Origin of the sequence: Staphylococcus condimenti, from assembly GCF_001618885.1 — a bacterium.
GTDB classification, from domain to species: Bacteria; Bacillota; Bacilli; order Staphylococcales; family Staphylococcaceae; genus Staphylococcus; species Staphylococcus condimenti.
In genome coordinates this window covers 2,049,180-2,061,206 of record NZ_CP015114.1, presented here as the reverse complement: position 1 = coordinate 2,061,206, position 12,027 = coordinate 2,049,180, and the positions used below count along the sequence as shown (strand labels likewise).

Here is a 12,027-nt window from a genome sequence, read left to right as displayed (position 1 = left end):
GATGTTAAAAATAGGACCATATGAAATGGAATCAAGATTATTATTAGGAACTGGTAAATTTGATAATGAAGAAATTCAAACAAAAGCGATTGAAGCTTCTGGTACAGATGTCTTAACTTTCGCAGTACGACGCATGAATTTATATGATAAAAATTTACCGAACCCATTAGCAAACGTGAATTTAAAAGATTTTGTAACATTCCCTAACACTGCTGGTGCAAAAACAGTAGATGAAGCAATCCGTATTGCTGAAATTGCAAAGCATGCAGGTGTATGCGATATGATTAAAGTTGAAATTATTGGCGATGATGAAACGTTACTACCTGATCCAATCGCAACATACGAAGCTTGTGAAATCTTATTAGAACGTGGCTATATCGTTTGTCCATATATTGCTGAAGATGTTGTTTTAGCAAAACGTTTAGAAGAATTAGGTGTACATGCTGTGATGCCTTTAGCTTCTCCGATTGGAACTGGACGCGGTATTAATAACCCATTGAACCTTAGTTATATTGTCAAAAACGCAAATGTCCCAATCATAGTAGATGCGGGAATCGGTTCTGCAAAAGATGCTGCTGAAGCAATGGAACTCGGTGCAGACGCGGTATTATTAAATTCTGCAGTATCACGTGCAAAAGATCCGGTTAAAATGGCTGAAGCGATGAAATTAGGTATCGAAGCTGGAAGATTAAGTTATGAAGCTGGTCGTATACCAGTGAAATATACTGCACAAGCTTCTAGCCCTAGTGAAGGACTTGGCTTCCTATGATAGATAACACGCATCATTCTGAGAAAGATTCCAATCATAACATACACTCAGATGAGCGCTTCAGTCGCCAAACTCGTTATACTCCTTTCGGCAACGAGGGACAAAAAGCTCTAGAAAATGCACATATCATGGTGATGGGTGCTGGTGCGTTAGGCAGTCATTTAGCAGAACAATTAGTGCGCATGGGTGTTGGAAAATTAACCATTGTAGATATGGATATCGTAGAAATATCTAATCTACATCGTCAAGCACTCTATGATGAAAATGACGCAATGGAAATGCATCCGAAAGTTTATGCACTTGCAGAAAAACTAACGCAGATTAATTCAAGTGTTGAAATCCATCCTCTTTATCAAGAAATCACACCTACGAATATTGAAGATATGATAAAAGAAGCTTCACCCGATATCCTTCTAGATGGAATGGATTACTTTGCAATACGCTTCTTATTTAACGAAGTGTGTCATAAACTCAATTTGCCATGGGTCTACGGTGCTGCTGTCGGAGGCAAAGGCTCAATTTATGCAATAGATTTCACAGGCCCTTGTTTACGTTGTTTAATGCAGGAAACACCTGAAACTGCAGAAAGTTGCGCAATTAATGGTGTCATACCTCCTGTTATCATGCAAGTTGTGAGTTATCAAATTGCTGAAGTCATGCGGTATTTATCAGGCAAAGGATTTTCAGGGAAATTGATAACGGTTGAGCCTTTTAATATAAAACAACAAAGTATCAATGTCAGTCATCTACGAAACGCTAATTGTCCCGTATGCGGTAACGGGGAATATGAACGTCTTGGCATTGCGCAACCTAAATGGGTAGAAGGCAGTTGCGGTGATACTTATGTGTTTCGTTTCAAACCTCAATATTTTGAAAATGCAGCTCTTTTCCCTGGGAACATTTTAAAATCCAATGCCTTTGTAAAATTGATGAATATTGAGGGACATTCAGCGACGTTGTTTAAAGACGGGCGTATGAATATACATGGAATAGAGAGTGACACTTATGCAGAAAACTTATATCAACAATTATCAAAATCCATGAAATAGGAATTAATAAGATTGATGATAACAAAAATTTCCTTTTTTCTTTTATTTAAATATACCAAATTAATCTAAAACCATTTGAACAAAGCTCCCTATAAAGCAATCACTTTCTCAATGTCTGCTTTATAGGGAGCTTATCTTCTGACTTGTACCATTTTATATGAATATATTAAAAATTGTCGTAATTAGAATATCCTTCTTTAAATCCAGCTATTACTGCATCAATATTTTGAATAAACGATATGCCAATTGTAATCAATACAACAATTGCCCCTATTGTAGCCATACGTTTAAACCATTGCGTCTTTGTCGTTTTTCCATGTTTCGTCATGCGTTCTTCTAAAATAAGCGCAATAATTGTAACGATCATAATTTCCATGAATATAATCATCTTGATGCACCCCCTATGATGTATTTAATTATATTATTCATATCATTCTATCATAATTATTGCGTTTTATATATATTAACTTTATTTTTAAGTGGTTTAGCAATATCTAATAATACATGCCGCTTACACATATATACAATACAAATAAAAAGTGTATTTATCCTAAGTGGGAGCTGCAGTTTAACAACTCCTTTTACTCTATAGCATTTTTATCCAAAGTATTAAAATTTCAAAAATATGGATACTTACGATTGAGTTCAGTCAACTTATAGAATACAATAATAATGTATAATTATAAATTTAAGGGATGACGGTATGGAGAAAGAAAAGCGTCTTGAATTAATTAAATTATTGCTAAAAAATAATAAAATTTCGACTGTTCGTGAGTTATCAGAAATTTTGGAGGCACAATATAATTTGATTTTCAGTATGACAACTGTAGCAAAAGACTTACAGTATCTTAATGTCACGAAAGTCCCAAATGGTGCGGATCAATCATATTATGTATTGCCAGAAAAAAATTCTGCGAAAAGCTATCGCGAAGCGTTCAAAAAATATCGCCAGGACAGTGTTAATTCAATTATTGTCAAAGATAGTTATATCTTAATTAAAACAGAACCTGGCTTTGCACGTACAATCAACTATTGTATCGATCAAATGCAATTACCGCATGTATTAGGTACAGTAAGCGGTAATGATGTCATAATGGTGTTATTAAAATCACCAGAAGAAGCTGAATATGTAAAATATCTTTTATTAGAAAATTGATGAAAAAGAGCAGCTGCCCAGAAGATAAGGCAGCTGCTCTTTTTTATAGTGATTTGCTGATAGTCCAAGTCTGATAATTTTTTAACACGAGGTTTTTATTGCTTAAATCTTTGATAACATGACTGGCTTTTTCTCTGGATACACCTGCCAAACTACTCAATAATGTCACTGTCATCACTTTATCTATTTCATAATATGCACCTTGATCCGTGCCAATTGTATCGCAAAGTGTGCGTAAAGTATTAATAACTTTTTGTTCAGCATTACGTCCCATCAATGCCATATTGCGATTCATACATACTTGTTCTTCGCTTCTCAATAATTTGAATATCTTAACAAAAGTGTCTTCGTTATTCTTACTCAAATATTCAATTAGATTTTTGGGTATGCGTACAATCAATGCGTCGGTCAGCGCTATGCAAGTTTCCTCATAATGATTTTGTTCGAAAAGATGGTTGATCGGAAAGAGTGTACTGTCACGATTCAACATTAAGTAATTATCACCATTTTCATTTAACTGTTCACGAGAAATATATCCTTCAATTAATAAATAAATACTATCTGCTTCAGAACCTTGATAATAAATGACTTGGCCCTTCTCATAATTCCGAACATAAATTTCAGAAAGATGAGGAACGAGCAGTCCTGATGGTACTTCTAAAATTTTAGATAATGTTTGAATAGAAGACTGGTAAGTCTCTGTTACCTTGCTCATACACATTCACCTCATCTCTCTGTCTTTTTGTAAATGGATGTGTGTTCCTGCAACTTAAATTCGTTTTTTTAATTCAACAATCCCATTGTATCATAATCAGTAGTTAACTTAGGAATTGTATCACTACAGACTACTTACATCCCTTTCAAAAAGTTCTTTATATAAGAATATGATTGCTTCAAAACATTATTTCCATTTTGAAATCAATGCCTTTCCACAATCATATTAAATAATTTATATTCTAGAATTAATCATATAAACCAAGTTAAGTACTAAAATACACTAACTGCACCTGTTGCCAATCGGATAATACCTATAATTGCGAAAAGTACAATGAAGCCCATTAATACATAATCACGTGTAATTAATTTTTGACCTTTATTTTTCTGAACAGTGTAGTATACGAAAAGACCTGGTATATAAAGCAGCATTGTAAGCAATAAGTAATCTACACCTGCTGCGTAAATGAGCCATATTGCATAAATTGATGAAATGATACCAATAATTAATTGAACGTGACTCTTACGATCTTCTTGAATTGTATATTTAAATTGGTAGAAAGCACTGAATGCATATGGAATTAATATGGCACTTGATGCGAGTGAAAACGCGAATTGATAAGCACTTTCTGTAAATAACATACTGATTAAGAAGAGTTGCACTAATATATTTGTGATTAATAATGAGTTTACTGGTGCGCCGTTACTATTTTGTTTTGCAAACCATTTAGGGAACATTTTATCTTTTGCTACTACGAATGGTAGCTCTCCAGCTAGGAGTGTCCAACCTAACCATGCTCCGAGCACTGAGATAATCAATCCGATATTAACAACTGTTGAACCCCATGGTCCCACGATGTGTGCAAGTAATGAAGCCATCGATGGTTGATCTAGTTGTGAAATGTGTCCTTGTTCAATTACACCTTGTGCAAGTACTGTTAACAAGAAGTAAATAATTAATACAAGTAAAAGTCCGATAACTGTTGCTGTACCCACATCTTTTTTAGTTTTGGCACGACCTGAGAATACAACAGCTCCTTCAATACCTGTGAATACCCATACAGTGATCAACATAGTACTTTTTACTTGTTCCATGATATTTGAAAAGTTAAGCGGTAACGTAATATTGCCTTTCATTCCTGCAAAACCTGCCATAAAAGTGTCAAAATGGAATGCTACCAACATACATACGATAGCTAGGAATATTGGGATTAATTTCGCAACTGTTACTATACTATTAATTAATGCTGCTGTTTCAACACCGCGTAATATTAAGAAATGCACACCCCAAAGTAAGATAGAGGCCACAATAATACTTGGTAGTGTATTTCCACCTTTAAATATCGGGAAGAAGTTGCCGACTGCTGACATCAGCAATGTCGCGTAAGCAACGTTTCCTAAGAATGCCGCAAACCAGTATCCCCATGCACTAGAGAAACCAACGAAGTCGCCGAAACCTGCACGTGCATAGCTGTATATTCCACCGTCTAAATCCGGCCGTTTATTTGTTAAGTTTTGGAAGACAAATGCAAGTGAAATCATACCGATTGCAGTAATAATCCAGCCAATAATAATCGCTAATCCGCCGGCATTGCTGCCCATATCTGAGATGATGTTGAAGGCACCGCCGCCAATCATCGAACCAATGACCAAACCGATTAAAGCTGTTTTACTGAGTTTATTCTGTTCTAATTGTTCGCTCATTTTCAAAACTCCTTTAACACTTGCAGCTATACAAAAGCAAAAATCAAACTTTCTTTGCTGCTAAGTATGTGTTGTCAATTTATTAAGTTTTTGACGCATACTGCTTTAACAGTTTTTCGTGCGGTCTTCATAAGTACGCGGGCTATTTGTCGACTGCCGCCGTTTTAGATTTGTTTTCAAAGCAGTATTATTAATTGGAAGCAAGGCTTTAAACAAAGACTTCGAATCACTTCTATTGATGCAATCCATTTCATTTAAAGCCAAGCTATCACTTTGAAATTAGATATCTTCACGGTATAGCGGTTGACTCATGCAACGAGGGCCCCCTCTACCGCGAACCAATTCACTACCAGTAATTTCAATTACTTTGATTCCGTTATCACGTAATAATTGGTTAGAAACATAGTTACGGTCATATGTGACTACAACACCTGGACGAATTGTTAATGTATTAGAACCGTCATTCCATTGTTCACGCGGACCAACAATAGGATCTCCATCTCCAGTTGGGATAAATGTAATTTCATCTAAACCTAAAGCATCTTTTAATGTTTCTTTTAAGTTAGATGATTTTGTGATTTTAATATCTTTGCCATCATCGCTTGGTTCGATAGTGAAAATATTCATATCGTCACCTTTTTTCTCGATAGCAGAATGAATTGTGAATTTATCGTAATCAATCATTGTAAACACTGTGTCGAGGTGCATGAAAGCTCTTGTATTCGCAATTTCAATTGCAACGATTTTTTTGATTTTAGATTCAGGGTTAGCGAAAATATGTCTTGCTAATCTTTCAATTGCTTGTGCTGATGTTCTTTCTGAGATACCCACTGCTACAACTTCTTCAGATAATACTAATTCATCTCCGCCTTCAATATTGTATGGTGAATTACGGTCTAACCATACTGGCACATCTGCATCTTTGAAACGTGGATGATATTTTAAAATATAAGTGAAGAAAATAGATTCTCTTCGACGAGCTGGCCAATACATACGGTTGATTGTCATACCATTTCCGATAGATGCTTGCGGGTCACGAGTGAAGTATAAGTTTGGCATCGGATTCATATAAAATGGATAAGAATCATCTAAGTATTCTACAAGGTGTTCTTTTTCTAAAGGAATTTCTTCTTTACGTACACCTGCCATTACTTTTTCCACTAATTCTTTATTGTCTAAGTCTTCGAACAATGCTCTAATCGCATCTTCGTGCCCTAATAAAGTTTCTTCAGATTCTGCTAAAACATCTTCAACAAACTGTTTGCGCACTTCTGGATCTTCAATCGCTTCTGCTGCCAAGTCTTCAAGATAAACAACTTCTATGCCTTCATCACGAAGCGTTTGTGCGAATTTATCGTGTTCTTCTTGAGCTACTTTCAAGTACGGGATATCATCAAATAATAATTCACCAAGATACTCAGGTACTAAATTTTCTAATTCTTTTCCTGGACGTTTAAGCAATACCGTTTTCAATTTTCCGATCTCACTATTTACTTTAATTGGATGTTCATTCATTTGTGAAACCTCCTTGTTCTATTTGTCTACATTGTAAGCCCTTGCAAACACTGTATATGTGATTTAAATCACATAATGGATGTTGTATTTTTCACACTCTTAAATTTATTCATTGCATAAATTTGTATAAATACTACATTATCCCGTCTTTTTTATGCATATTCCATTGTTTCTGCAGCACTTTTCTAGTTTGAATTTCTTTAAAAAGTATTTTATTCATTATTTAGAGAATATATTCATAATATGTGAATACACATTGAAATGTGACCGTGTTAACACGTGTTTTGACATTTATAAAGTGAATATTAATTTATTTTGCATATAACTCATTATGCTTTATTGATAATAAATTATAGACTTCATTAAATTAACGATTATTTTGTTCTTAAACACAAAAACTGCCACCTTGTTTTAGGTGACAGTAATTTTTTAAATATCTTCTCTATATATGGGTTGGCTCATACAACGTGGACCTCCACGTCCACGAACTAATTCGCTTCCTTTAATTTCAAGTACTTTGATTCCCTTATCACGTAGTAACTGGTTAGACACAAAATTACGATCATAAGTTACTACTACACCTGGTCTGATAGTCAGTGTGTTGGAACCATCATTCCATTGTTCACGCGGTCCAATAATTGGATCGCCGTCTCCTGTGGGAATCAGTTCAACTTCTTGAACATGCAATGCATCTTCGAGTGTTTTTTTTAATGAATCTGATTTCTCGATTTTAATGTCATCTCCATCTGGCTCGATAATAAAGATGCTGAATTGATCACTCATCTCTTGAATTGCAGAATGAATAGTAAATTTATCATAATCAATCATTGTAAACACTGTATCGAGATGCATGAATGCACGCGTATTTGGAATTTCAATTGCGATAACTTTTTTAAATGTCGAATCGGGTTGTGCGAAAATCTTGCGTGCAATCTCTTCAACAGCAGGTGCAGAAGTACGTTCTGAAATACCGATTGCTAATACTTCTTTTGAAAGTACTAATTGATCGCCGCCTTCCATTTGATACGGCATATGACGGTCATACCAAATAGGAATATCTGCATCAGCAAATCTTGGATGATGTTTCAAGATATAATCAATAAATAGCGTTTCACGACGTCTCGCTGGCCAATGCATTTGATTCACAGATACACCATTACCTATAAAAGCTTGTGGGTCTCTTGTGAAATAAAGATTTGGTAAAGGATCCATATAAAAAGGATATGGATGACGCATATATTCTGTTAAATGCGGTGTTTTAAGTTGTATGTCTTCTCTTCGTACGCCAGCCATTACTTTTTCTACAAGTGCTTGGTCTGTGAGTGCGTTAAATAAGTCGCGAATTTCCTCTTCATGACCTTGGATTGTCTTTTTTGATTCTTTAAGTACATCTTCTATGAATTGTGCTCTTACCATCGGATCTGCAATACTTTCAGCAGTTAAATCTTCAAGGTAAAGCACTTCTACCCCTTCATCTCTTAACAATTGCGCAAATTGGTCATGTTCTGCTTGAGCTTCTTTTAAAAATGGAATATCATCAAACAACAAACGTTGTAAATAATTCGGTACTAGATTCTCTAATTCTTTTCCTGGACGTTTCAGTAAAACCGTCTTTAACCTGCCGATTTCACTATTTACATTAATTGGTTGCTTTGTCATATGTAAAACCTCCCCTTTGAACTTATACCCCAATATTGCATATTTATTTTTACAATACTTAAAGTTCAAGTGTAATGTGTGAAGCTAACTTTCTATATACTTAACATCTAAAATATATCTCTACTACACACATGTAATTACCATGCATTTTTCCCCATATTGATTAAAAACACTCATGGTCAAAACATCTTCTGCAATGTTGGATTCACAATATATTTGGTCTTCTCGATACATTGGATGGATAAACTTCAATTCGATAGATTGATAATCATGGATAATCTCGTTTGCTTTTATCTCATTACGTCTATTTACGTTGCTCCAATGTTGAATAATCTGCATCGCAACATAGTCTCCTGGGATAACACCTGACTGCGAATGTACAGGATTATCATCTTCCACTTTTGCTAAGTATTTTAAGACATTTGTCCAGTCTACAGTAAATGTTAACTTCTTATCTTTACTCAATTTTTCTTTTGAAATTTCACTTAAATTCGGATGCGATTTTACTTCACGCACTTTTGTTAGATTAAATTTTTCAACATTATTAGTTATCACTACAAAATCACTTAATATTTCTATTGCTATTCCTTGTTCATCCGTTACCGTTAATTGGTATCGGTAATATATCATACTACGTACTTCGCGTTTACTTTTGCATTCTAATGCAGCTTGATATGATTGCCCTTTATGCAATGTACGGTTTTTTAAGATTTTCTTTTTTCTCAGAAGTATATTCAGATTATCAAATTGTTTAAATTCTGGAAATTGATTCCAAATCTTAGTTAAGAAAAAAGGAGCAAACAACTCATTGCTTTCATTCCATTTAAATATCAAAGTTTCCATTTAGGTCACACTTCCAAACAAGCTGGCTATCCCCATACCGCCTCCGATACCGATTGCAGCCATTAATTTATTTCCTGGGTGATATTTTTGAATTGTAACTAAGCGTGCAATAAGATTTGCTCCGCTTGCACCATACGGATGTCCTTCTGCTAATGCGCCTCCATAAGGATTCACTTTTGCTTCTTGCAAACTCAATAAGTCGATAGATGCGAGTACTTGAGAGCTAAAGGCTTCGTTGAATGCAGTCCAGTCTAAATCTGATACCGACCAACCCTGTCGCTCTAAAGCATGTTCAGCAGCCGGAACAGGTCCGATACCTAATACTTTAGGATTCACTCCAGCTACTTCACTATCTACAAAACGTAATGTTGGTACTAATCCTAATTCTTTTGCTTTTGTTTTTGACATTACTAAAGCAAGTGCCGCACCGTCACTCTTAGGACATGCATTACCTACAGTTACAGTACCATTGGGGAATATAGTTTTAAGCCGTCCTAAACGTTCTGCAGTTATGTTTTGTTTTGGCGATTCATCTGTTTCTTACATCTCTCCATGTACTTTTAACGGTGTAATTTCACGACCTATCTCAGTCTGGTGTTGATGATATAAGTGCTGACTGCGTGCAGCCCAATTATCTTGTCTTTCACGAGAGATTTGATACATCTGAGCTACATTTTCTGCTGCCTCTAACATACTTGGATCACCATATTCCGCAGGTGTAAATGGAGCACGTTCATATATTTCTGGTGGTTGTTTTTCGTATAGGGACTGTGGTTTTTGTACTTTCCAAGGTGCACGACTTACAGATTCTACGCCTCCAGCAAGATAAATATTTCCAGCTCCGCTTTGAATTAAACGACATGCTATGTTAATAGCTTCTAATCCAGAACCGCATTGACGATCCACTGTCATCCCTGGAATCTGTTGTGGCAAACCAGCATGCAATAAAGACTTTCGTGCAATATTACCGCCGTTACCAACTGTATTGCCGATAATGACATCATCTATATGTAATGGGATATCCGCATGTAAATCGATTAATTCTTGAATCAAAGGTTTCAATAAATCTTCAGGCTCAAGATGTTTTAAAACCCCTCCGTATCTTCCAATCGGTGTTCGCTTGGCTTCAATAATCACAGCTTCATACATAACGGCTCATCCTTTCCTTACATTTCTTCGTCCGAATTCTTCTTTCATTGCTCGACGCGCTATTTTTCCACTTGACGTCCATATCATATGAGGCACTTTAATCCATCGCATAGGTATTTTGTATCGTTCAAGATGTTTTCTCAATTCCTTTTTTACATCAGGTATTGCAAGTGTTTCTTTACTTTCATAATAAGCAATCAATACTTCTCCTAATTCATAATGAGGCATTGCATCTACCATGACATGGTTAACTGGAATATGCTGCATAATGACACGCTCTACTTCTTCAGGATAGACATTCATCCCTCCGATAATACATTTATTATTTACGCGTCCTTCTAATATCAAGTCACCATTTTCTGTCATTCGTGCATAATCTCTTGTAGCAATGTCATCTTGTGCAGAAATATGCATGCCATCTACATAACCAGAAAACACCATATCACTTTGCACATGAAGCTGCCCTGTAGATGTAAGTTTCGGCAGTTCTTGACCAAAATCGTCACTTAATTTTATTGTCACACCCTTAAATAGCTGACCTACATTATGCGGCTGATAGTCATGAACACGATGATAGGAAATGAAGCTTGCTTCACTCGTTCCAAAAAATTCAATCACTTCAGAGTGAGGTAACTTTTCTTGAAATCTTGCAATAGTATGCGGTTCTAATTTAGCACCAGAAGTTAAAAAAGTGACTTTAATATCGGAAAGTTTTTCGGTCTCAAATTGCAATAATTGCTCCAGTATCGACGGCACTAAAAATACAGCTGCTCCTGAATGGTCCTGTAATTGTTGTAACAATTGTTTCGGGTGATAATGTGTTTGCATGTAACATGGCACACTATGATGGTGAGCATACATCAATGCATAAAGTGTTAATGAGTGTGCTAATGGGCCTGGTGCAATGATAGAGGAAGGAACCCCATTTAAAATAGCATCATTAGCATCATAACTTACCAACCATGAAAAGCGATTACGATAATATGCTTTTGGCATTCCTGTTGTTCCAGAGGTAAAACCAATATGCAACATGTCCTCAGGCGACTTCTGAATTTTTGATAACTTTACTTCATTATTTTGATATTCCTCAAAAGATTCTAAAGTTAATTGTTGTATATGATCGATATCTTTCTTTTTATCAGTAATCAAATATGTGATTTCATAATGCTTTAAAATTTCTTTAAATTGTTCACTTGTCCATTTAGGATCTAATACTACCGGTAATTTCCCAGCTATTTGTACTGCACGGTACACAGTGAGAAAATGAGCTGGATCTGCAATACTGATACCAATTCTCTGATTCGAATATTGCGGCTGTGTATTCGACCACTCTTCTATGTATGCTGCCTTTTTTTCTAAGTTTCTTTCAAAAATATTGCGCATTAATACCGAATTTTCAGTTTGTACCATCACTTTTGATTTGTTTTTCATATGCTCACCTACTTTATAAAATCGCTATTTATTCACTT

10 protein-coding genes and 1 pseudogene are annotated in these 12,027 nt (G+C 35.4%); 3 read left to right on the top strand and 8 right to left on the bottom strand.

The features are described from left to right. The first annotated feature begins 1 nt into the window (after nucleotide 1). The gene (locus A4G25_RS09820; protein ID WP_015901320.1) at nucleotides 2-769 is read left to right on the top strand and encodes a thiazole synthase; all 768 of its coding nucleotides are present in this window, start codon (nucleotides 2-4) and stop codon (nucleotides 767-769) included. Then, complete coding sequence (locus tag A4G25_RS09815; RefSeq protein WP_047132524.1) at nucleotides 766-1,818, top strand: ThiF family adenylyltransferase; 1,053 nt, start codon at nucleotides 766-768, stop codon at nucleotides 1,816-1,818. The genes A4G25_RS09820 and A4G25_RS09815 overlap by 4 nt, the downstream gene beginning before the upstream one ends. A 166-nt stretch (nucleotides 1,819-1,984) precedes the next feature. Here A4G25_RS09815 and A4G25_RS09810 read toward each other — a convergent pair whose 3' ends face one another. Continuing rightward, nucleotides 1,985-2,206 (bottom strand): hypothetical protein, encoded by a 222-nt coding sequence (locus A4G25_RS09810; RefSeq protein ID WP_047132525.1) that lies wholly within the window; start codon nucleotides 2,204-2,206, stop codon nucleotides 1,985-1,987. Between the two features lie 315 nt (nucleotides 2,207-2,521). Between A4G25_RS09810 and A4G25_RS09805 the strand changes: the two genes are divergently transcribed. After that, entirely contained in the window at nucleotides 2,522-2,974 is a 453-nt protein-coding gene (locus A4G25_RS09805; RefSeq protein WP_047132526.1) for an arginine repressor, read from the top strand. 43 nt (nucleotides 2,975-3,017) lie between these two features. Here A4G25_RS09805 and A4G25_RS09800 read toward each other — a convergent pair whose 3' ends face one another. From A4G25_RS09800 to A4G25_RS09770, 7 genes and pseudogenes are all read right to left on the bottom strand, one after another. Next, on the bottom strand, nucleotides 3,018-3,689 hold the full coding sequence (locus A4G25_RS09800; protein ID WP_047132527.1) for a Crp/Fnr family transcriptional regulator: 672 nt from the start codon (nucleotides 3,687-3,689) through the stop codon (nucleotides 3,018-3,020). A gap of 272 nt (nucleotides 3,690-3,961) precedes the next feature. Further along, nucleotides 3,962-5,392, bottom strand: coding sequence for an arginine-ornithine antiporter (gene arcD / locus A4G25_RS09795; protein ID WP_047132528.1), 1,431 nt, complete (start codon nucleotides 5,390-5,392; stop codon nucleotides 3,962-3,964). A gap of 279 nt (nucleotides 5,393-5,671) precedes the next feature. Continuing rightward, on the bottom strand, nucleotides 5,672-6,907 hold the full coding sequence (gene arcA / locus A4G25_RS09790) for an arginine deiminase (protein WP_047132529.1): 1,236 nt from the start codon (nucleotides 6,905-6,907) through the stop codon (nucleotides 5,672-5,674). Nucleotides 6,908-7,336: 429 nt separating this feature from the next. Continuing rightward, on the bottom strand, nucleotides 7,337-8,566 hold the full coding sequence (gene arcA, locus A4G25_RS09785; protein WP_047132530.1) for an arginine deiminase: 1,230 nt from the start codon (nucleotides 8,564-8,566) through the stop codon (nucleotides 7,337-7,339). Between the two features lie 123 nt (nucleotides 8,567-8,689). Then, nucleotides 8,690-9,409: a hypothetical protein gene (locus tag A4G25_RS09780; protein ID WP_047132531.1), complete on the bottom strand. Its 720-nt coding sequence runs from the start codon at nucleotides 9,407-9,409 to the stop codon at nucleotides 8,690-8,692. Beyond that, nucleotides 9,410-10,558, bottom strand: a pseudogene (locus tag A4G25_RS09775) (thiolase family protein). It abuts the gene before it with no gap. Between the two features lie 6 nt (nucleotides 10,559-10,564). Beyond that, nucleotides 10,565-11,989, bottom strand: a complete 1,425-nt coding sequence (locus A4G25_RS09770; protein ID WP_047132532.1) for an AMP-binding protein — start codon at nucleotides 11,987-11,989, stop codon at nucleotides 10,565-10,567. Between the last annotated feature and the right edge of the window lie 38 nt (nucleotides 11,990-12,027).

Coding starts and splice junctions, on each gene's coding strand:
- A4G25_RS09780 (WP_047132531.1), bottom strand. CDS start 9,409: ATGGAAACTTTGATATTTAAATGGAATGAAAGCAATGAGTTGTTTGCT.
- arcA (WP_047132529.1), bottom strand. CDS start 6,907: ATGAATGAACATCCAATTAAAGTAAATAGTGAGATCGGAAAATTGAAA.
- A4G25_RS09815 (WP_047132524.1), top strand. CDS start 766: ATGATAGATAACACGCATCATTCTGAGAAAGATTCCAATCATAACATA.
- A4G25_RS09800 (WP_047132527.1), bottom strand. CDS start 3,689: ATGAGCAAGGTAACAGAGACTTACCAGTCTTCTATTCAAACATTATCT.
- A4G25_RS09810 (WP_047132525.1), bottom strand. CDS start 2,206: ATGATTATATTCATGGAAATTATGATCGTTACAATTATTGCGCTTATT.
- A4G25_RS09770 (WP_047132532.1), bottom strand. CDS start 11,989: ATGAAAAACAAATCAAAAGTGATGGTACAAACTGAAAATTCGGTATTA.
- A4G25_RS09805 (WP_047132526.1), top strand. CDS start 2,522: ATGGAGAAAGAAAAGCGTCTTGAATTAATTAAATTATTGCTAAAAAAT.
- arcA (WP_047132530.1), bottom strand. CDS start 8,566: ATGACAAAGCAACCAATTAATGTAAATAGTGAAATCGGCAGGTTAAAG.
- arcD (WP_047132528.1), bottom strand. CDS start 5,392: ATGAGCGAACAATTAGAACAGAATAAACTCAGTAAAACAGCTTTAATC.
- A4G25_RS09820 (WP_015901320.1), top strand. CDS start 2: ATGTTAAAAATAGGACCATATGAAATGGAATCAAGATTATTATTAGGA.